Annotated in this window: 16 protein-coding genes; 6 read left to right on the top strand and 10 right to left on the bottom strand. The window is 57.8% G+C overall.

Translation table 11 applies throughout. The features are described from left to right. Positions 1-323: 323 nt before the first annotated feature. From CCHOA_RS00990 to CCHOA_RS00970, 5 genes are all read right to left on the bottom strand, one after another. Entirely contained in the window at positions 324-1,691 is a 1,368-nt protein-coding gene (locus CCHOA_RS00990; protein ID WP_123925866.1) for a glycoside hydrolase family 76 protein, read from the bottom strand. Positions 1,692-2,338: 647 nt separating this feature from the next. Continuing rightward, positions 2,339-3,049: a TrmH family RNA methyltransferase gene (locus CCHOA_RS00985; protein ID WP_123925864.1), complete on the bottom strand. Its 711-nt coding sequence runs from the start codon at positions 3,047-3,049 to the stop codon at positions 2,339-2,341. A gap of 193 nt (positions 3,050-3,242) precedes the next feature. Next, the gene (gene pyrE, locus CCHOA_RS00980) at positions 3,243-3,800 is read right to left on the bottom strand and encodes an orotate phosphoribosyltransferase (protein ID WP_123925862.1); all 558 of its coding nucleotides are present in this window, start codon (positions 3,798-3,800) and stop codon (positions 3,243-3,245) included. Positions 3,801-4,361: 561 nt separating this feature from the next. Further along, on the bottom strand, positions 4,362-6,617 hold the full coding sequence (locus tag CCHOA_RS00975; RefSeq protein ID WP_123925860.1) for a hypothetical protein: 2,256 nt from the start codon (positions 6,615-6,617) through the stop codon (positions 4,362-4,364). Between the two features lie 223 nt (positions 6,618-6,840). After that, a complete protein-coding gene (locus CCHOA_RS00970; protein ID WP_123925858.1) occupies positions 6,841-7,677 on the bottom strand; it encodes a sulfurtransferase in 837 nt (278 codons plus the stop codon). Positions 7,678-8,180: 503 nt separating this feature from the next. On the opposite strand from CCHOA_RS00970, the gene CCHOA_RS00965 reads away from it, so the two are divergent. Further along, positions 8,181-9,143, top strand: coding sequence for a DUF3824 domain-containing protein (locus tag CCHOA_RS00965; RefSeq protein ID WP_123925856.1), 963 nt, complete (start codon positions 8,181-8,183; stop codon positions 9,141-9,143). Between the two features lie 101 nt (positions 9,144-9,244). After that, a complete protein-coding gene (locus CCHOA_RS00960; protein WP_123925855.1) occupies positions 9,245-10,306 on the top strand; it encodes a hypothetical protein in 1,062 nt (353 codons plus the stop codon). A 234-nt stretch (positions 10,307-10,540) separates the two neighbouring features. On the opposite strand, the gene clpB is transcribed toward CCHOA_RS00960, so the two are convergent. Further along, a complete protein-coding gene (gene clpB, locus CCHOA_RS00955; protein WP_123925853.1) occupies positions 10,541-13,093 on the bottom strand; it encodes an ATP-dependent chaperone ClpB in 2,553 nt (850 codons plus the stop codon). A 429-nt stretch (positions 13,094-13,522) separates the two neighbouring features. Here clpB and CCHOA_RS00950 point away from each other — a divergent pair, with 429 nt between their 5' ends. After that, positions 13,523-14,302 carry an L-threonylcarbamoyladenylate synthase gene (locus tag CCHOA_RS00950; protein WP_123925851.1) on the top strand — a complete coding sequence of 260 codons (780 nt, stop codon included), beginning with the start codon at positions 13,523-13,525 and terminating at the stop codon, positions 14,300-14,302. Between the two features lie 343 nt (positions 14,303-14,645). After that, positions 14,646-15,806: a ferredoxin reductase domain-containing protein gene (locus CCHOA_RS00945; protein ID WP_123925849.1), complete on the top strand. Its 1,161-nt coding sequence runs from the start codon at positions 14,646-14,648 to the stop codon at positions 15,804-15,806. 60 nt (positions 15,807-15,866) lie between these two features. Here CCHOA_RS00945 and CCHOA_RS00940 read toward each other — a convergent pair whose 3' ends face one another. Further along, complete coding sequence (locus CCHOA_RS00940) at positions 15,867-16,739, bottom strand: carbon-nitrogen hydrolase family protein (RefSeq protein ID WP_123925847.1); 873 nt, start codon at positions 16,737-16,739, stop codon at positions 15,867-15,869. 362 nt (positions 16,740-17,101) lie between these two features. On the opposite strand from CCHOA_RS00940, the gene CCHOA_RS00935 reads away from it, so the two are divergent. Together CCHOA_RS00935 and CCHOA_RS00930 are read left to right on the top strand one after the other, a co-directional pair. Continuing rightward, complete coding sequence (locus CCHOA_RS00935) at positions 17,102-17,518, top strand: hypothetical protein (RefSeq protein ID WP_123925845.1); 417 nt, start codon at positions 17,102-17,104, stop codon at positions 17,516-17,518. A 2-nt stretch (positions 17,519-17,520) separates the two neighbouring features. Beyond that, positions 17,521-18,945, top strand: coding sequence for an alpha/beta hydrolase (locus tag CCHOA_RS00930; protein WP_123925843.1), 1,425 nt, complete (start codon positions 17,521-17,523; stop codon positions 18,943-18,945). 168 nt (positions 18,946-19,113) lie between these two features. Here CCHOA_RS00930 and CCHOA_RS00925 read toward each other — a convergent pair whose 3' ends face one another. From CCHOA_RS00925 to grpE, 3 genes are all read right to left on the bottom strand, one after another. Continuing rightward, positions 19,114-19,527 carry a heat shock protein transcriptional repressor HspR gene (locus CCHOA_RS00925; RefSeq protein WP_123925841.1) on the bottom strand — a complete coding sequence of 138 codons (414 nt, stop codon included), beginning with the start codon at positions 19,525-19,527 and terminating at the stop codon, positions 19,114-19,116. A gap of 140 nt (positions 19,528-19,667) precedes the next feature. Further along, positions 19,668-20,861, bottom strand: a complete 1,194-nt coding sequence (locus CCHOA_RS00920; RefSeq protein WP_123925839.1) for a DnaJ C-terminal domain-containing protein — start codon at positions 20,859-20,861, stop codon at positions 19,668-19,670. A gap of 196 nt (positions 20,862-21,057) precedes the next feature. Beyond that, a complete protein-coding gene (gene grpE, locus CCHOA_RS00915) occupies positions 21,058-21,765 on the bottom strand; it encodes a nucleotide exchange factor GrpE (protein WP_123925838.1) in 708 nt (235 codons plus the stop codon). Positions 21,766-21,768: the final 3 nt, after the last annotated feature.

The following is a 21,768-nucleotide window of genomic DNA, read 5'->3' as shown; positions in this document are numbered from 1 at the left end:
GTTTTCTTATTGACTGAGCTCATCAGCCTGTCCCGCGTTATCTGAGATATACGCTATACAACAGACGACTACCGTGTGTTTTTCAAGCTGGTATGCCATTACCGTAGTGAAGTAATCAGCCCCTGCTTGCCATTTCGGGTTTGGGGTAATCAAAACTGAATAGTTTCAATTGCTTAACACCCACGCCGACGCGGGACTGTGGGTAACAAAAATAAAGATGTTTGCAGAGCCCTGTGAGGTATTGCATCGGATTCGGGGCGCGATAAGTCTTCTACTGCGGCTGCGTGTTGCAGAGCCTCGTGGAAGATATGGTTCTCGCTTTTCTAAACGTCATCCCGGGTGACGCGGGCAGCAGCTTCCATCAGCATCCACCCTGATAGTTGGGTGGACAAATCGCGCTCCGGGATCTCAGAACCATTCGTGGCACCGTTGACGCGCGTACCAATAAATGAATGCTCGGTCGGCAGCTGCGCTCCTTCGGGCCAGTAGGAGGCGAAAAGGGGAAGCCCATCGATCTCTAGGCGGTTATTCCACACAGACTCAGCAGAGCGCAGCACCAGACGTGTCGCGATGCTTTTCACCTTCCGCATATTCGGAGTATCGTCCGGAAGTCGGACTGCCGCATCAGCGAGGTAGCGAACCAGAATGCCTTTAAACAGACCCCCGTCACCGCCGCCTGTTCGCCAATTGATCACTGACTTGTCGTCGGCAAGATGAGCAGCAACAGCATGGATAAGGGTTTCCACGCGGAACGTAGCGGTCGCCAAAGCATCGATTGTTCGCGCCACACTCTCAGCTGACAGCTCATGTGCAGGAGAAGAAGTTGGAGGCGTTGACACTGGTGAATCACTCGTTCTGGGTGTCGCAGCGCTAGCCGACTCGCGGCGATCTTTTTCACCGGCTTCGACTGGTGCCTTGCCGGACACTTGGTCGTTTTCTCCCGATCCAGGAGGTATCCATTCATCATTGACGATGCTACTCAGCGGCGTGGTGTCATCCAGGCCGAGCAGCTGTCGGTACTGGACAATTTGCTCCACCAATGCGCCGATCACGACACCCTGGCAATAGGGATGAATATCTCTGACTAACTCATAGTCATTCATGGTGCAGCGCATACCGTCCATGACAAGCCCACGGTCATCGATGAGATGCTCATATATCCAATCGACGAGATTCCGGGTGGTGTTAATCTCGCCCTGCCGGGCAGCCAGAATAGCAGCCGGCCCATTGGTGGGAACGTTGAAGAAGTAACCTTCCCGACGCCAGGGTAGAGCACCCACAAATGGGTCGAGCCCGAGGCGCACATTGCGGACAAGCTCCCGGTAGTACTGGGAATTAGGGACACCACTACACGAATTGACCCGCCCGTGCGCTAATGCCATCCACGCTTTGTCGTCGTAGTAATCGTTGCGAACTAATGGAAAAAGATTACGGATCCGCATGCCACGAATAGTTTTCGCGATCATGGCGCCACGGCGCGATGTCGCACGCCGCGATGCGGCGTCAACAAGACAATCTAGATAATGTGCCTGCCACCAGTAGTGCCAGTGAAAGAAGATGTTGTCCCGTGTCCGTGGCGGCCACGCCACTTTGAGAAGGTTGGTTCCCGGAATACCCCACACGCGGCTGGCATGGCGTTCAGTAATCGCTGACTCAGCGAGGTCGGCGCGATGCGCCCATTGCACAAACACGGGAAAAGAGTTCTTTCAAGTTGAGTGAAAAAGTACAGCCATTGTGAGTTATCGTATGCTCGTCCAACGACGCTACCAGCGTTGACGTTCACGCAAGTGACAGGTTACCCCCAGGGCAACATTCCCTGCCACGTCCAGGAAAAATTCTCGAACACAATCAGCCAAATCACCACTCTTCAAGTAACGATGAGGGGCCGCTGAGGCTGATATGGTCAGCCGGTCAGTGCCCATGCGAGTGTTGCGACTCGGCTTATAAGTTTTCTGGTGGATTAACGGACGCACATGGTTGCACTGATGGTGGCCGGCCGGTGGCAGCCGCTTGTCCGGTGGAGAATAAAACATCGACACGCCGCTGGTATCAGGCTCGCAGAGGCGATCGTTGGGCAAGCTTTGCGCCCATTGGGCGGTGTGTGTCAGCCTCCAAGATGGCAATCATGACTGGAAGCTGCACTGTCTTTGAGACTGCTGCACAGTGGTGAAAACCAGCACCCGGCAGCAACACCGGAAGCTCAAGAATTCCACCGACTATCGCCTCACATAAAGATCAAAGCACCGCGAGTCGATACCCTTGAAAACAACTTCCTTCACTACAGCCCTGAAAAAGCTTCCATCCCGGCGGAAAAAGGTTGCAGCCCCGAACGCCGTGGCTACCACGCATCGTTAAGATCAGCATGCTGCCGGATCCACGTATGCATAGCAATACCTGCTGCGACGCCAGCGTTGATCGACCGTGTTGAACCAAATTGGGCAATCGAACAAGTCATCACCGCAGCATCTTGCGCCTCTTCGCTGACGCCTGGTCCTTCTTGACCAAACAGCAGCAGACAGTTTCGGGGTAGTTTAGCCGTTTCCAGCGGCACACACCCGGGAGTGTTGTCGATAGCAACGACCGTCAAACCCTGTTCACGGCAGTAGGCCAGCAAGTCATCGACGGTGGCATGGTGCTGCAGATGCTGATAGCGGTCGGTCACCATGGCGCCGCGTCGATTCCATCGACGACGGCCAACAATATGGACTGTGTCTACCGCAAAAGCATTAGCGGTACGCACCACAGTGCCAATGTTGGCGTCGTTTTCAAAGTTTTCAATCGCAATATGGAGCGAATGGCGACGGGAGTCGATGTCGGCAACAATCGCCTCCCGGGTCCAATAGCGGTAGGCGTCCACCACATTCCGACTGTCACCCTCAGCAAGCAGCGTGGGATCATATCGCTCATCCTGCGGAACAGGCTGATCGGGATGTTCCTCCCGCCACGGGCCAACACCAACGCGCCCGGCACCCCACTCGGTAGGTCCTGGCTGATCGGCCGTCGACAGATCTGCGGCTCCTCCGGCTTGCTTGTTGGTGTTTGTCCTCATGATCACCACATCGTACCCGCCCGCAAAGCTGGCACACGAACAGCGCTAGCGGATTTTCCACCCTAGGCAGGCAAGATCCATGTTTAGCAGCAGGGTGCCTTGCAGACGGAAAGAAACCAGGGAATCTTGCAAACGGAAGAGACCAGGCGACTTGCCGGCGTGTCTCGTGCCAACGCCCGCATCACCCGACGATCTAGTGTTCGAGCCCAAGATCCGCCAAGTCAAGCAGGTAACGGTATTCCAACCCGGCATGCGCCAAGGTGGTTTCCGCGCCGGTTGCCCGGTCACAGACAGTGGCAACTGCCACCACTTCAGCACCAGCTTTGCGTACTGCTTCCACAGCTGCCAGCGGCGACTGGCCAGTAGTGGTGGTGTCTTCCACAACCAGCACTTTTTTGCCTTGAATGTCTGGTCCTTCGATTTGCCGCTGCATCCCGTGAGTTTTCGCAGCTTTGCGAACAACAAACGCATCAATTGGACGACCGTCGGCATGCATGATGGCTGTCGCCACCGGATCCGCCCCCAGCGTCAACCCGCCGACGGCATCAAACGCTAAATCGTCGGTGAGCTGACGCATCAACGAACCAATCAGACGGGAGGCTTCATGATGCAACGTCCCCCGGCGCAAGTCGACGTAATAGTCGGCAACCTTGCCCGACGACAACGTCACCGTGCCGTGCACGACACATAACGACTTCACCAACTCTGCGAGGCGTGCTTTTTGGGTTTGGTCGAGCTGTTGTTTCGCCATAGTGGTGGTGTCCTTCACTGCTGAGAAAAGTGCTGCTGCACCAGGCAGCGGCACTATGGAATTTTGCTCTGTGCAACGGTGCGGCAACGATATCGTCAACCCTGTTGCTGGAAAGCCAGCTTACCGGGCGGCACACCGCACAGTAGCTACCTGATCGCATTGGGCAACATGACCCAACTATTATCGTCACCCCGAGGTGCAGCAACAGCCCAGAGAGCGGTGTCGATTGTTAGCTTTCCCGAAGCTGCTTGCATGCACACCGGTGCAGCATGAGTTGCCGGTGGCTGTGCTAGGAAACAAGGTGTGTCCGCCCAGATACTCAGCCGGTGACGGCGGGTAGTTGTTACCGAAGATAGTCGGCGCCACGAAGCTGCGGCAGTGTTTGCGGTCTATCCCACAACCCTTGTGCGTGTTGGCGCTGAAAACTGGGAAGAATACTGCACAACATTGCAGCCCACGAAGTAAGTCAAAGTGCAACGCTCTGCAACAAAGCGCGCCCCACCCCTGGGCGTACACATCACCCTTCCAGTGGCTGAGTGTTCATCGGTGCAACACTCATCGCTAGTTCGTGTCGTCGTCGTGTTGTGGCTTTGCCCGGCGCGGCTTGGGAGGTGTACCAAGATGTGGATCGGTGGGATCTTCAGCGGTGGTATCGGTGAAAATATGGGGTTTATCAAGCTTCCGGGGAATCACGAGACGGCCATCGGTTGGGGCAGGATCCAGCGAATCGGCGATGGGATCAATATAGTCACCACCGAGTGGGGTTAGCGGCACAATCCCATAGGTGCGCGGGTTGGCACGGGTGGGATAGTCCACCGGTGTTGCCGCCGCTAAACCGGCAGCATCGAGCGAATGAGTCGTGTGCTGGTTGGTGTGCGATTCGCTCTCTTCGTGCCCTGCGACGTTGGCAGGGGCGACGGTGTGATCACTGTTTTCCGCGGTGGTCGACATCCCTGGCGCGCCTACGATGTGGGCTGCTGCAGCAGAATTCTCAGCGGCGAAAGGTGCTGCAGGTTCGGTTGGTGCAGCAGCTGTTGTCGGTGTCGCATCACCCGGTGTCTTGTCAGGCTGGGTGGTGTTTTGAGCCGGGTTTGCTGTTGCACTCGCCGCTGCCGGGGTTTGGTGAGCATCCTGTGCCGGTGGCTTACCGCGATGCTCACTAGTGTGAGCTTGTTCAGTTGGGGGTGTTGATTCTTCACCAACAGCAAACTGGTGTGCCGATGGTGGCGCTGTGGTTTGTGGTGCACAGCCGGCTGCAAGGTGGGTTCCCGGGCGAGTTGGGATGGCCGATGGTTGGCTTGGTAACTGGGTTGGGTGGCGTTCGGGGAGTACCCGGGCGCAGTCAGCAATGGCGCCGAGTTGGCGCGCTAGGGTGTAAAGCTCCTGTTCGCTAGTGGTGCTGTCCACAATGGCAGCCACCCAGTATCCGGCGATGACGATCTGTTCGATGTGGCTGTCGATACGCGTGAGTGCTGTGTTGAATCGATCATCGGCGATCATGCCGGCTGCTTCCGGTTCACCAGCCCACACTGTCCATTTTCCGGCTGTTGCTACCGCGACTGGTTGTTCGCCGGCGAGCGGCGTATTCGTGCGGGTGATCCGTAGGACAGCGGCGGGTGGACGTAGTTGGCGAAGTGCGACGACGGTAAAGGCACCAAAGTCGGCGAGATGCGTTTCCCTGTCCGCAAGGATACCGCTGACCACATGTCGGGCTGGTTCGTCGAAGGCGGCGAAGGGAAAGTCGAATTCCCCGGCAAGATATTGGTCTTTTCGCCCGTAGTGCAGTCCGTGTTGGGTGGCGAAGCGGCGCCGTTTACTGCCAGTGATGGTAAGCATCCGACGGAGTTTGCGGGATGTGTGTGCGGCGAGCTGGGCGATTCCGGCGGTGACACGGTTCCTGGTGGGATGTGCAGTGTCGTCACTGGTGGTGGGCGGTGGTGCTGATGGGGACCTGTGGGGTGTCGATGTTGCCGCTAGGTGGTTGTTCCCGGAAGGGTGTTCCGCGGACACCTCGCCGGGGTGGTCGTCCGGGTTGGTTCTGGCACTGCTTGCTTGCTCGCCTCGCCAGGATTCGGCAGTGGTAGTGTTCGCAGATTCCGGTGTTGTTTGCGCAGGTTCCGGCGTTGTTTGCGCAGATTCCGGCGTTGTTTGCGCAGATGTAGTGATTGTTTGCGCTGCTGGTGCTGCCGAATCCTGGGAAGATAGATCGGTCACCGGTTGAGGGTTTACCGCTGGCAGATCGTCGCCTGTTGGTGGCTTGTGCGATAGATCAGTAGCGGTGTCCTTGTCGGCTGATTGGGCAGTCGTGTCCGCCCCGGTGTTGCTGCTATTGACAGCGGCACTGTGGTGTGGATCCGCCCCACCAGTGGGCACAGTGTTCGCTGTTTCAGCCTGGTCGTCAACTGTCGGGGTTGCATTCGCTGACGCTGCGGGATCTTTGGTGGTAACCGGCGGCAATGATGGTGACGCCGACGACGAAGGTGATGCTGCCGACGATGTTGTCGTGCTTCCAAGGGGGGACGCCGGACAGGCTACGTGATGGTGGTCGGTCTGTTCCTCATCGGCAGGGTGCCCCGACTGGGGCGTTGCCTGTGGTGGATTATTTTTCCCAGTGGCCGCGACAGTGTCGCCACGTTCCGGGGCGGATGCTGTGGTAGCGGTTTCCGCCGCGTCACTGTGTGCCGGTTGCGGCGCCGATAATGCTGGGGTTTGCCCAGGTTGCATCCCATTGCGGCGCCGAGCATCAAGCAGGAGCAGGTAGCCGGCCACAGCAAACGCCACAAGGGCCAGCACCAACAAAGCAATGGGAGCATTCACGATTTACAAAGTCTAGGCAGTTGGAAACAAAACCGCCGGTAGGCGCGCGCAATATCGCCCCTATCCGACGGCCAACCTGGTGCACCGACCCGCCCACGAAAACCCTTCAACGGGCACGGCTACAACGAATGTTTCCTGCGCTTGCTGCGACTGCCCGTGTCGCTGCAGTGACCGGCGTGGCAGTGATGCTCGCCTTACATAGGTTCACGACACACCACGGTGTTTACAGCGAACGCTGCACCGCATTGGTGGGGGTGGCACACCATTGGGACCAGCCGCCCACATAGTGCGCGGCACCCGGCAGACCACAGTGGTGCATGGCAAAAATAGTTGCCGCCGAGTGCAGCCCGGAGCCGGAATAAACCACAACTTTTGCCGGATCTTCCACACCGACGTGCTCGAATTTTTGGCGTAGCTCAGCCGCCGGCAGGAAGGTGCCGTTAGGGTGGACAAGTTCTTCCAACGGCAGGTTCACAGCACCTGGAATGTGGCCAGCTTTCAAATCGAGGCGTTCTTTCCGCCCGATAAACCGGTTCCGCTCCCGGGCGTCGATCACCACGACATCATCAGGCAGCGCATACATGTCATCCATGGTGACCGTGGGAAGTTGACCAGGGTTTGGCACCAGCTGGTTACGGTGCGCCAAATTGCCAGGTCCGCCCGCACCCTGCCGCCCCGATTGCAGCCACGCCTGGTAGCCGCCGTCAAGCATTTTGACCCCTGGCACCCCAGCCCAGGTGAGCACCCACCAGGCGCGGGCAGCCATCAGTGACTTGTTGTCGTCATAGACCACAATCTGGTGGGCAAGATCGAGTCCGAGTTCATGAAATGCGAGCCGCAGCGTTTGCCGGGAAGGCAGCGGGTTGCGGCCTTGCCGGGAGGACGGCGCCATCGCTAAATGTCGGGCAGGATCACAGAACAACGAATTGGGGATATGGTCGCCTTTGAATTGGCGTTCACTTGCCCCTTCGCCGGGGCGCCACAAACAGGCAAGAATGGTGAGTTTTTCACCGTGACGAATAGATTCAGCTAGCTCATCAGCACTGATCAAAAGGCTCATGGCTAAAAAGCGTAGCGCGCAACACAACCCCGGTGCCAACAGACAACTTGCCCACCCCCAAAATGCTGTATGCAGCAAGGCTGAAGGGCACACGCTGCTAAAAATCCACCAGGGATCCCTAGTAAAAACCCGCATACATCAGACAAGTAGGAATAGCTGCTTATTGGCGGGGAACAGGCAGTACCCGCCCGAAAAGGATGCGGTCCCCGCTGCCCTACTGCAACCGGACACTCCCGCAGCGCGATCAGGGAAGCCCACTGTCCTGCGATTGGAACCTGCGGCTGTCACGGGCAATGCCGCACGGAAAAGCAATGTCGCGTCCACACTGCGCAGCCTCTGGCTGTTGTACTACTCCACGCAGAGCAAAGAAGGTTAGGGTATCGTCAAAAGCCCCGCTCGCAACCATAATGAGAGAAGCGATCGCACAGCCCACACTTCACCCACCTAGCAAGGTGAAGCATCGGCACAGGCGATATCAAGGAAAAGAGAGGTGTCACCCACCCATGACGAATAACTATCCACCCCAACCAACCCCGGAAGAGCCACGTCACTCCTGGGAGGACGCGGTAGCAGGCAATCCACAGAACAGTTACAGCAATCCACAGGACAACAACGGCTACCCGCAACAGCCGGCTGGCTATCCGCAGCAACCGGGCATGTATCCTGCAATGCCCCTGCCGGAGGGTTACCGCCCAACCAGTGTCACTGCGGCTGGTGTTCCGGTTGTGCAAGGCAATGGCCGCATCGCAGTCCTTGCCTCGTTGAAGGTGGCTTTCAGTCAGCTGTTTCGGAACTTCCTCCCCTGGTTTTTAGGTTTGCTGGCCACCGGCGCCTTCCTGGTAGGGCTCAGTATTTTGGTGGGAATCATCACTGGTTTTGCCATCGCTACTGCAGGGACATCATTCGACCCTGAAAATCCGCAGATGCCACTGCCAATGGTATTAGTGGTGGTATTAGTCTCGACGGCCATGGGAGCACTGCTCATGGTGTTTACCACCAACGGGGCGATCAAAACCGCAGCCGGAGAAAATCTCACCTTTGGCGGATTCTTCACCAACCCGTTCGGGATAGGTCGTGGCTATTTGGCAAGTTTTCTGTTGATGCTTCCGATGGGGTTCGTACAGGTGATTATGGAGTTAGATTCCAACAATCCCGTATTGCTCGGCAGTTTTTCTCTCGCCACGATGGCAACAATATTCATCGCACCACTGCTGTATTCCTGGATTCCAGCACTGCTCGACTCTGATCAGTCCCTCGGTCAAACCCTGGCGCTGTCCATCGAACTCGGCAAACGCAACTATGGTGCATGGCTGGCCATCGTCGGTCTCCAGATCCTGTTGTCCATCGGAATCGTGCTCACCTTAGGGCTCGGCGGATTCATTCTTTACCCGGTAACCTACATTCTCATCGCCTTGGCCTATCGTCAGGCAGTCGGCGGCACCCATGAGCTGCTGCCGACTCGGTAAGAACCACCCGTTTCGCTGCCGATATCTGCAATACTTGGACACGGCTGAAAACTTCCCACGGCCGTGCCCATCTCTCATATCGAAAGATCACCCGGATTACTATGACCACACCTGATCCCGAGAAGCAGCCCACCTGGGGTGAGCTTGCCAAGCCTTTGGATGAGTCATCACTTCCACCGCAAGGCAGCACACCGCTGTGGGATGAGGCGCTGAAACACAGTGCTCAGCCATCGGAAGAACCTGAACCGTCCCAGCCAGCAGGGCTACCAGTGGATCCTCAACAAGGCAGCTCTCACGTGGTGGCAACCCCACCGGCCGGGGCGGAAATACCGCCCAACGCGGGTTCATCAATGAACATGCCGCCCCAGGAGCCCATTCGGCCGCAGCAGGGATATCTGGCAAGTCCTGCCGACCCGCAATATCAGATGCTCTACGGCACCGGTACGGTCGAATTTGGTGCATCGATTGCAAAAGCTGTCAAGCTGCTAGGCCGGAATCTGTGGCCAATGGTCACCATCATGGTGCTGCTAGGCGTGGCAATAGCTGTGGACGGCATAGTTGCGTCAGGTCGCCTGAATCGCGTTGCAGCCGCCAAATACGCAGACATCCCTGTCGAAGCACGTGACATCATTTTCCTGCTGGTGTGCGATGTGGCACTCACAGCGATTACGGCCTGGCTCGCAGCGAAGTTAATTCGTGGTTCGCTGCGCACCGTAGCGGGTGAAAAATTCAGCGTTAGCGACATGTTGAGCAACGCCACAACATCGCCGAAAACAGTGTTCACCCTGTGGTTGCTCTTCGGGGTTCCGTTAGTGTTGCAGCAGCTGATTGAAAATCTTTCCAACACGGGGATCCTCAGCGCCCTGATTTCAATCTTCATGCTGGTAGCCACACCCGTGTTGACAGCAGCCATGCTGTACACCGTTGACGAAACTGCCTTGATTGACACCGCTTTACCGGCCGGGCTGCACATTGCGAAAGAACATCTCACCAGCTTCATCCTGCTTACGGTGATGCTGCTGCCGATGGCACTGTTTTCGATATTTACTCTGGTGCTGGGCGTCGTCGCAGTGCCGTTCTGGTTTATTCTCGCGGCACTGGTCTATCGGCAGGCAACCGGTGGGGTGTACGAATCCTTATTGAGAACTGCTCCACCGGCGTAGCCGCTACTGTTCCACAGTTCATGTTGCCGAACAGGTAGGAGCACAAACCGGCGGCGGCGATCGAGTCGCGTGCCTGGTAAGCCTGGAAATACCACCACCGCCCGGGGAGGATGATCCATTCCCCGGGCGGTGGTGTGTTGTTCTATCAACCCCTGTGTGCCCACCGGCAGGTGCTACTACCTGCCCCAAGGCGGTGGTAGCACCCACTGGTAGCGGCAACCGGTGGGCAAAGCGTTAGCTCACCGTGAGGGTGTCATCGCCGTCGTGATAGGTGACGTGCACTTGTGCCCCGTCCACGATCTGTCCGGCGAGGAGTTTCTTAGCCAGCTGATCACCGATTGCCTGTTGAATAAGGCGACGCAGCGGGCGCGCCCCATAGGCAGGATCGTAGCCGCGGGCAGCCAACCAGTTGGTTGCAGCTTCGTCAACATCCAGCGTGAGCCGGCGAGCCTTCAAACGGTCAGCCAACTGGCGCAGCTGAATATGGACGATACCGGCGAGTTCTTCCTCACTGAGTGGCTGGAAGATCACCACATCATCGAGCCGGTTGATAAATTCCGGTTTGAACGCAGCTTTCACCGCGGCCATCATCGACTCTTCGGTACCACCAGCCCCCAGGTTTGAGGTGAGGATGATGATGGTGTTCCTAAAGTCGACGGTGCGACCTTGCCCGTCGGTGAGGCGTCCTTCGTCCAAGACTTGCAGCAGCACATCGAAAACGTCGGCGTGGGCTTTTTCAATTTCGTCGAAGAGCACCACCGTGTAAGGGCGGCGACGTACTGCTTCGGTGAGCTGTCCGCCCGCATCGTAGCCAACATATCCGGGAGGGGCACCAACCAGCCGGGCAACGGAGTGTTTCTCCCCGTATTCGCTCATGTCGATGCGCACCATGGCTCGTTCATCGTCGAAGAGGAATTCGGCCAAGGTTTTTGCCAGCTCGGTTTTACCGACACCGGTAGGACCTAAGAAGAGGAAGGAGCCGGTTGGTCGATTCGGGTCGGCAACCCCTGCCCGGGTGCGGCGCACCGCGTCAGAGACAGCTTGCACCGCGGCAGTCTGGCCGACTACCCGTCCACCGAGCACAGTTTCCATGTTGAGGAGTTTCTCGGTTTCACCCTGCATCATTTTGCCAGCCGGAATCCCAGTCCACGAGGAGACCACTTCCGCGATCGTGTCGGGGGTGACTTCCTCGGTGAGCATGGCATCACCGCCGGATTCGGCGAGGTTACCTTCAGCTTCCGCAACCTGTTTTTCCAATTCCGGGATACGTCCGTAGCGCAGCTCGGCGACTTTGGCATAGTCACCGTCACGTTCGGCGATCTCCGACTCGCCCCGCAGCTTCTCGAGTTCTTCCTTGGCTTGCCGCACTTCGTCGATAGCCTGCTTTTCATTTGTCCAGCGGGCTTTCAACTCGGCGAGGGTTTCCCGCTCGTCGGCAAGTTCCTTGCGGAGGGTTTCTAGCCGATCTTTCGACGCAGCATCGGTTTCCTTCTCCAACGCCACTTCCTCGATCTCGAGGCGGCGCACAATGCGCTCAAGTGCATCGATCTCTTGCGGGGAGGAGTCGATCTCCATCCGCAGGCGGGAAGCTGCCTCATCGACCAAGTCGATTGCCTTATCGGGCAAGAACCGGGAGGTGATATACCGATCGGAGAGGGTTGCTGCCGCAACCAGAGCCGAGTCGGTGATCCGCACTCCGTGGTGTACCTCGTAGCGTTCTTTCAAACCGCGCAGAATACCGATGGAATCTTCCACACTGGGTTCACCGACAAACACTTGCTGGAACCGCCGCTCAAGGGCGGCATCTTTTTCAATGTATTTGCGGTATTCATCCAACGTGGTAGCACCGACGAGCCGCAGCTCACCGCGGGCAAGTAGCGGTTTGATCATATTGCCGGCATCCATCGCCGATTCACCGGTGGCACCCGCCCCAACAATGGTGTGGATCTCATCGATGAAAGTGATGATCTGTCCGTCGGCTTCCTTAATCTCGTCGAGGACAGCCTTCAAGCGCTCCTCAAACTCGCCGCGATATTTCGCCCCGGCGACCATCGACCCTAAATCCAGACTGATCAGGGTTTTTCCGCGCAGCGATTCTGGCACGTCACCGGCGACAATACGGCGGGCAAGCCCTTCCACAATGGCGGTTTTCCCGACACCGGGTTCACCGATTAACACCGGATTGTTTTTCGTGCGGCGGCTGAGCACCTGGACGACGCGACGAATCTCTTCGTCACGGCCGATGACTGGATCGAGTTTGCCTTCCCGGGCACGGGCGGTGAGATCGGTGGAATACTTTTCCAGCGCTTGGAATTGGCCTTCCGGATCTTCAGTGGTCACCCGCTTCGAACCACGGACAGTGGCAAAGGCTGCCCGAATCGCATCATAGGTCGCTCCAGCTTCAGAGAGCAGTTTGCCTGCGTCGTGATCACCCCGGGCTAGTGCGGCGAGCAGCACCTCAGTGGAGACGTAGTCGTCGCCGAGTTCGCCGGCTAATTCTTGCGCAGCAGTGAGCGTATTTAACCCATCTCGGTCGAATTGTGGTTTGCCCATATTCGCCCCAGAGGCGGTGGGATAGCCAGCAACCAAAGCTTTCGCCTTCGACTGGAGGGCAGCCGGATCAACGCCTGCCGCAGTCAATACCGGACGGGCAATGCTGTCTTGGGCGTTGAGCAGCGCCAGCAGTAAATGGCCGGCTTTGATTTCTGGGTTGCCTGCCTGCGACGCCATCTGAAGGGCGTCTTGCAGTGCTTCTGCAGTTTTTGTGGTTGGTGTGAATTGGCTCATGAGAGTGTGTTCTTTCCTTCTGTGTTGTTCTTGTGAGTTGTTTGCAGTGTGCAAGTCACTGGTGTCACCGGATCGTTGCTTTCTCAACGGGCAGGTGACGGTTACTTGTTCCGGGCTACAGGGGCTCCGCGCGGCGAAAAGGGGCGCTGCAAAAAGCGCTGTGGTTCACCGCTATTGCTCCTGCATTGTTGCTGTGTTGATGTCATTCACTTCTCTCAACGCACAACAAGTTGAGTCTGTTCCACTCAAGGCTAATTTTTTTCAACTTTTTTCAACTTTTTCTTGAGTCCCCCTCACTCAAGGCATTTTCCCATGGCAGGGCTTGCAATTCCCTCCACTGTCCCATATGCTAAGAAAATAATTCCACATAATGAAACTTGCTTGGTAGGGTTTCCACCCACCAGCACCCCACTGATCCAAGGAGTCCCCATGACCAACACCCCCCGCATCCAATGGAACGGCGAAATCGACGACAACGCCCTGGCCGCTATCAACGCCCCGGGTGGCCTGATTGTCTGCGCCACCAAAGTTGGCTACATCATCATGACCGGTGACGGCCCTGGTTTGGAACGGAAATTTGACGCCAAACAGCGCAAACGGGAAAAGCCTGCAGTCGTGCTGTGCGCAGACATCGACGAGCTGCAAGCCTTAGCCGAAGTCAACGATGAAATTATCGAGTTCTACCAGCGCCACTGGGATCAAGACATTCTGTTGGGCTGCATTCTGCCGTGGAAGCAAGAAGCCGTCGACCGTTTAGCCGACGACACCGTCCGGGAATTAGTCCGCGATCCACGCGGCACCTCCTGTTTCGTGATCCGCTTCGGCCGCCCCGCTGAACAGATCGTCGCCAAACGGTGGGAAGAAGGCAAGCTCACTTTCGCCTCGTCAGCGAACCCCTCTGGGGTTGGTAACCGCGGCAAAGTCGCCAATATTGGGCAACGCATCGAAAACGAAGCCGACTTTATTGTGGCCGCCGACGACTATGTCCACTCGATTCAGCCCAATGAAACCGAAGACACCCGCAAAGAACAAGGCGTCATGGTTTCCATGGTCGATGCCGACGGCAACCTCATCCCGGCACAGCACGGCAAGCGGGAAGTAACCCCCGCACCGGTACTCATCCGCGCCGGATTGGACGTTGACCCAATCATGAGCAACTTGAGTGAAATCTTCTTAAGCTGGGACTACCGGCACGGCCAGTACTACTAAACCCATCCCTTCGAACTGCTACACCCACCCGTGAAAACCCTGCACACCCCACCACGCATCATGTCTGTACCCCAGGCCGTGCCACGGTGGGGTGTGGTCGTTCTCCACGCCCCGGGGAAGCATCACGACTGCAATCCTGGCAGCTGACAGGTCGGCACCTCCGCCTGGATACACGCCATGCAACAATCCACCACATGATTGTCACCCCGCGTTGAAGCATGCCCGTGCCGAGTCATTTTCCCGATACCGTCCCTGCTAGCGCAGCAGTGAACCACCCTGCGATATATACCGGTGCTATGGCAGCGTGGCCGCGGCGGGGAAAAGCCAGATACACTTATACGCCATGAAGGCACACAAGCTTGGATTCGTTGCTGCTCGAGTGAGCGCCCATGCTGAGCCACTGCGTGCCGAAATCACGGAGGCCTATATTCGCCGCTGCCCCGAGGATCGTCTGCTGCTGCCGGTGCGCACCCAAGCAATGTTCACCCATCTCCCGGAGATGCTCGCCTGGCTGCTCAGCGCCACCCCCACCAGCGGAGAAATCCCCACCGATATTCTGCAGATTGTGGCGGACTTCGGCTGCCAAATTCGACTCCTTGGAATCGACCCGGATCACTACCCCATACTGGGTGAATGCGTGAGCGCTGCGGTCGCCAACCACTGTCAAGGAATTCCCGGGGGCTACATCACCCAGGCAACTACCGTTATTGCGGCAGCATTCGCCCAGGCAGCCGCCGCAGCCCGGGCGGAAGCAGCCGCCGGCTACGCCGCCGGTGCCACCGCCACCGTCGTCGAAACCGTTCGCCGCTGCCGCCGCATCACGGTTGTCCGCGCTATCGTTGATCGCCCCTGGACATGGGAACCGGGACAATATGTTGCAGTCACCGCCAACCGGATCCAAGGACACTTCCGCTATCTTTCGCCGGCACTTCCCGCAAACCCAGCCGGGGAAATCGAATTCCACATTAAAGCCGACAGCCCACTTTCCGTGACCGGCCGTCTGGCGGGCATCACCGCCGGCGAACAACTCACCATCAGCCGCGCCTATGGCACAGTCGTCTACGACGACACCGACACCAGCGATCGACTGTTTATCGCCCACACCACCGGCCTTGCCCCCATCAAAGCACAACTCATCGCAATGGCCACCCAAGGTGCAGCCGGCAGACGGGCACATCTATTTTTCGGCGCCGACTATCCAGGTGAACTCTATGATCTTCGCGGCCTGTGGCAGCTTGCGGCAAGCAACCCATGGCTCGCTGTCACCCCAGTTGCGCTCCACGAAACCGACGAGTTTTGGGTCAAACCCACCCTGGACTGCACAGCACCCCGCGGACTCCACCTCATGCAACACGGCGAAATCGGCGACATAGTGTCCTCCTATGGCACGTGGGAAGATCGCACCATCACCGTGTGCGCATCCCCGGAAAACACCGACAAAATCGTCACCGCACTCATCGACGGCGGCACCCCTGCCGGCAATATTTTCACCGACCAAGGCTAACCCACCCCACCAGGCGACCAGCCGGCGCAGCGGCACTGACCGTACCGGGACAAAGGATTACTATCCTTGACCCACCGGGGGAACAAACGGTGCCCGCTGCAGCTGTAGCACCGGAAGCGACTCCCGCAGTGTGGCAACCGACTCCACTGGGACGTCCACAATATCGACGGTTTCATCCGCCCCTAACTCCGCAAGAATCCGCCCGTCGGGAGCCACCACGAGCGAATGCCCCACCCCTGTTGGTCCATCGGCTTGACCGAGCGCTTGTTTCCCGCCGGGGCGTGGCTGATCACAGCCAACTAGCACACAAGTACTATCTAGTGCCCGGGCCTGATGCAACAGTCGATACTGATCAACCTTGCCCGGCCCGTCAGAAAACGATGCCGGAACAACAATAATCTGACATCCCTGTTGTTGAGCAAGATGCACAAACAACTCCGGAAACCGCAGGTCATAGCAGATCGCTACCCCCACCGTGACACCACCAACCGAAAACGACAACGGTGTACTGCCTGCGGCAACAGTAGCCGACTCGGTAAACCCATGCGCATCGTAGCGATAAATCTTTCGATACATCTCGTGCACATCCGGTCCGGTCACCAACGCAACGTTATACACCCGTGGCCGATCAGCATCATTGTCGCCACTTGCAGCTTCGCCAGCTTCCCGGCGGGTTGGCGCCGGAGTGAACATCCCCACCACCGCAGTAATGTTGGCGGCTGCAGCTGCTTGGCGAATACGGGACGCAAATGGGCCATCGATAGGCTGCGCGTGGTCAGCTAATTTGCCGGCAGCAAAGTTTCGCATCATCGCTTCGGGAAACACAACAAGTTCGGCACCGTCAGCCGCGGCGGTAGCAATCGTGTCAACAATTCGGTCGCAGTTTTCCTCCCAGTCGGAAACTGCCTGGAGTTGTGCAAGAGCGATCTTCATGCCCCCGCATTGTAGCGGGTTGTGCTCCTGCTGATGGTCATCATCTGTCTTAGTTGACCATGCCAGGCGGCGTGTTTGCAGCAACACCACCCGGCGCCCACCCCTTGCGGAATACATTGCACGAGCTTGATGACTTGGCACACAGCAGACTGTGTTCCTATCAATCCTGCAGCAGCCGGCATCACCGTCGCGGCCAGCAGGCAACCGTGGCACCCCTCCAAGCTTCGCATCTGAACTTTCTGTGGAGAATCAAACCGCACTTACCGGGTTGTCCACAACAGCAGCAGCACTCCCCCAGCAGATGCTTGCAGTCTGTCCAATGATGGGTGTTGCACCGCTCCAACAACGATGGATTACCGCACATGTTGCATATTGACCACGCCGAAACAGACGTTGCACACCACGCCTTAAGCGCCACACAACATGTGGTGGCTCTACCGGGCAACCCCGCGGCACTCTACCCGTCCCGATTGGGTGGCACCGCTTCGCAAGCCGAGCAGAAACGCAGTGCCTTAGCTTCGGCGATGGTGGTGATGGCCGACCCGCAGTCAGCCCAGCAAACCCTGCCTACCCTGGGGGAGGTTACGCTGCCGAAACCGGTTGGTGATCCGGCGACCGCCGCAGCGTTAGACAGTCTCGTCGAGATCACCGATGAAGTGCTACACAAGCTGTATGCAACAGCCACCGCCCACTGCCGAAGTTATCAGCATTTTCAACAGGATGTGGCGGCAACAGATGCCAAGTTTGCCAGCGAGCTGCGGGGCTGTCTGCGAGGCTAACCATGACCACCTTCGCCCAAGCACTCGCCGAGATCAGCCAACTAGCCAAAGAGACGAAACACTCCGGTGAGCAGTTTCATCACCAGTCGCAGATTATGCAACACACCAGCGATAACTATCACCGTTGGTGGCGCATTGCGATCGGTACAGATCAGGGGGTTGCAATTCAGGCAGCTGCCCATCGCAGCACCGAAATCCATCGCTATCTTGTCCTACTCATCTCCCTGTTTCGTACCTGTGCGGCACTGCTTATCCAAGCCGGCAATGGTTATCGGCATCTGCTGGAGACACTACAAATGGCGCAATCACAACTTGTCGGCGCCAATGAGCTGTCGGCGAAAACACCTGCACTCCTCCGGGAGATCACCGCTACCCGGGAAGCAATCGACACCTCTGTGGCGACAGCAATTCATGGGCTCTTGCAGCAGCTCGCCGCTGATATTCCACGTCTGTTTCCCGCCGGCTGGCGTTTCGTTGACGACACGGCCGCACTACCGAGTGAACCGACCATATTGCCGCACGATGTTGGTGGGGCGCTGCTCGCGCCTGCCCAACCGTCCCCGATTACCACCAGCGCACCGGTCATGCCGATTGGTATTGGTTTTCCGGGATATGAACAAGTTTCAGCCCAGCAAATCCATGACGATATTGTGCATAACCCGGTGTATGCGCAGCGCCTTGCGCCGTTGGTGGCACGCTACCCGCAGATGCAGATTATCGGTATTGATCAAACCCATATTGCGGCCGTGTTCGGCGATCTGGACACTGCCCCAACGCTGGTAACCAATGTGTCCGGAGTCGGCAGTGCCGGGGTCGCCCAGTGGGATTCGCATCTGGCCCGGGCATCCGAGCTTTCAGCGCGCACCGGTAGTGCCACCATTGCGTGGATGGGCTACGATCCGCCGACCAGCGTGGCTGGCGCCCTGCGGAGCAAACCAAGCGACGACGGGGGTGTCGCGTTACACCATTTTCAACATCAGCTAGCAAAGCGGAAAACGATCCACAATCCCCAACAACGTTTAGCGATCGTGGCGCACTCCTATGGTTCACTGACCGCTGGGCGGGCCGCGACCGAATCGTTGCCACTGTACTGTGACGCCCTGCTGTTGATCGGTTCTCCAGGGACAGGGGTGTCCAATGTTGCCGAGTTTTCACTGCTCTCGAGCAGTGGGCACAGCCGGGATGTGCCAGTGTGGGTGGGTATCGGTTCGCGTGATCCGATCGATATTTTAACGAGTGAAACCAGCGGTATTTATGGTGCCGATCCAGCCGATCCCAACTTCGGTGCCGACGCACACACAATTTGTGGCGGGCATAGCGACTATTTTGCAAGTCCTGAACTTGTTGCCGCATTGCAGGCATTCGCGCGCGGCGAACCATTCCCAAGCCCGGAACATGACCGCTGCACGCACCGCTGGTTTGGCTAGTCCTTGATGGGAGACAACCCATTGGCACAATACCGTTACCCAGCATGGCGCAAAGAGCCTCAAAAAGCAGGCTACTAGTGAAGCGGTGTGCCATTGTCACACGCTACAGCGCCATCGTATCCGCCGGAGACTCACGTATCCGCCGGCGACCAACGGCGCAGTTCGAGATTAAGAGGATTCGGCATTTCGGCGGCGACGTGGCTGCCACATCACTACCGCTGTGGAACGTGGCACATGCACAAGTTCGCCAGTGTTTCGTGACGCAGCATGTTCCTTAGCCTGCAGCTGCTGGCGAAGCGCCTCATTTTCTTGTCGAAGCTGCTCATTGGCACGGGTAAGAGCCAGGATTTCTTTAATACCGGCCAGGTTTACCCCGTCATCTTGGCTGAGGGTTTGAATCCGGCGAAGCAATTCAATATCGCGTGGCGAATACCGCCGTCCGCCCCCGCGGGTGCGTTTCGGAGTGACCAGCCCCATTCGGTCATAAGTGCGCAAAGTTTGGGCATGCATGCCAGCCAATTCGGCTGCCACAGAAATCACATAGTATTCGGCGTAGTGGTCGGCTGGTTCACGATGAGCCATTGTGTGTTGTCACCTCCTTCGGTGGTGTCTGCACAGCTTTGCTCCGGCACCGTGAACCATCATCCGGTGGGCTTGACTGGATGATGGTTCACGGCGGATAACTCGCAAAGCCGGTGATAGCAGTGTTAGTTCCGCCCGGCTTAGAGCCGGCGATTACCCGCCCAATCAGCCCGCGGATCAGCACCGCTGCTGTTGGCTGCTTGCGCATACTGCCGCAGCAGGTTCGACGCTTCAACGCTGAGATTTGTTGGCACCTGTACGTCGAGGGTAACCATCAAATCCCCGTCAGTGTTGCGCTTATTTGGCACACCGCGACCTTTGACCCGCAAGGTACGGCCATTTGGGGTGCCTGGGGCGATTTTCATCCGGACTGGTTTCCCTAAAGTCGGTACCGTGATCGTGGCACCAAGGGCTAATTCGTCGAAGGACACTGGCACGGTGACGTGCAAATTGTTGCCGTCGCGGGTGAACACTGGATCGGGGCGAACATGCACCCGCACCATGAGATCACCGGCAGGTTTCCCATTCGGCCCTGCTTCACCTTCCCCAGGAACACGAAGTCGTTTCCCGGCGAATCCTTCCGGAACACGGACGGTCACTGTTTTCGTCCGCATTTGCGTCCCGGTGCCCCGGCAGTGTGGACAGGGATCGGGAATATAGGTGCCGGTGCCTTGACACTTCGGACATGGGCTGGCCATACCAAAGTGGCCAGCATCGTTGCGAATGACCCCTTGCCCATGACAGTCCGGACAGACGCTCGTTTTGCCGTTTTTCGATCCGCTACCTTGACAGTCTTGGCAGCGTTCTTTTTTCCGCAGATCCAGGGTGATCGTAGAGCCGAGAACAGCTTCCGCAAAGTCGATGGTGACTTCGGTTTCTACGTTCGCCCCCCGCGCCGGCGCAGCTGATCGACGAGAATGACCGCCGCCGTTGAAAAGGCCACCGAGGAAATCCCCAGCAAAGCCTTCTGCACCGAATCCAGCCCCGGACTGTCCGAAGAGGTCGTTGAGGTTGATGTTTTCCGTCGCCGATCGAAACCCGCCGGGAAAACCCGAGCCCCCTTGCCCGGCACCGAATCCACGGAATCCGCCGCCGTTTTTCAGCATGGTTTTCAGCTCGTCGTATTCTTTGCGTTTCGTCTCGTCGCCGATGACATCATAGGCTTCGGCAGCTTTTTTGAAGCGCTCTTCCGCTACCTTGTCACCGGGTTTGGTATCCGGATGGTTTTCCCGGGCGATCTTCCGATACGCCTTTTTGATTTCTTGGGCAGTTGCGGAGGAGGAGACCCCCAAATCCGCGTAGTAGTCTTTCTCCGCCCATTCCCGCGAAGTCACGGGCCTCATCCCCCTTTCTTGGATGAAGAATATGTGTTCAAGCAGTGTTCTGCTGATTGATACAGCGTAAACAATGTCCAGGTTGTGGATGCTGTTTGCGCCGCGTAGTAGCAACGCGCCTGCCGGTGACGATGTGCATCACCTGTGCAGGCGCGTTGTAGCTATGGCGTCAAGAACGCCTCACGAAAGCGGAGCGTTATTCGCCGCTGCGATCTTCGTCGCTGTGAGCTGCAGATGGGTTCGTGTCCTCTGCTGCTGGATCGTCGATGATCACCATGGCGGTGCGAATAAGCTTGTCGCCGATCATATAGCCGGGGCGCAGCACCGTGCCGAGCACCTTGGTTTCTCCTGCGGAGAGATCCTGCACAGCTTCGTGAATTTCTGGATCGAAGCTATCTCCCGGGGTACCGAAGCGACGCACTTCCAGTCCGGTGAATACCGACTCGAGTTTGTCAGCGACTGCTTTGATAGGACCGGTGAGATCCCCATGCTGGTTTGCCAGGTCAAGATCGTCGAGTACAGGCAGGAAGCTAGCTACCACCGATGATTTAGTGGAGGCGATGAGTGCTTGCCGATCCCGGTCGGTGCGGCGCCGAAAATTGGCGTATTCGGCGGTGACCCGTTGGAGATCTTCGGTGCGTTCTTGCAGTTGGTTGGCCAGCGCTGCGGACTCGTCCACGTCATCGGTTGCCGATTCGAGGTCTTGTTCGAGTGCGGCGAGGAGTTCTTCCTCTGAAGTGGACTTCTCAGTGGCCTGCTGGTCGGTAGAAGCATTGCCCGTGCTGTCCGCTGCCGCACCGGTGGTGCGGTCAGCGGCAACGTCGGCACCCTGCTCACCGTTGGTTGCGGCGTTCTCCGGGGGTACGTCGGCGGCGCCAGCTGCCGGTTGATCAGGGTTGGTCATGGG

This window comes from Corynebacterium choanae (genome assembly GCF_003813965.1).
In the GTDB taxonomy this organism is placed as follows: domain Bacteria; phylum Actinomycetota; class Actinomycetes; order Mycobacteriales; family Mycobacteriaceae; genus Corynebacterium; species Corynebacterium choanae.
The sequence above is the reverse complement of the archived record's forward strand: the minus strand, read 5'-3'. Positions and strand labels throughout refer to the sequence as shown.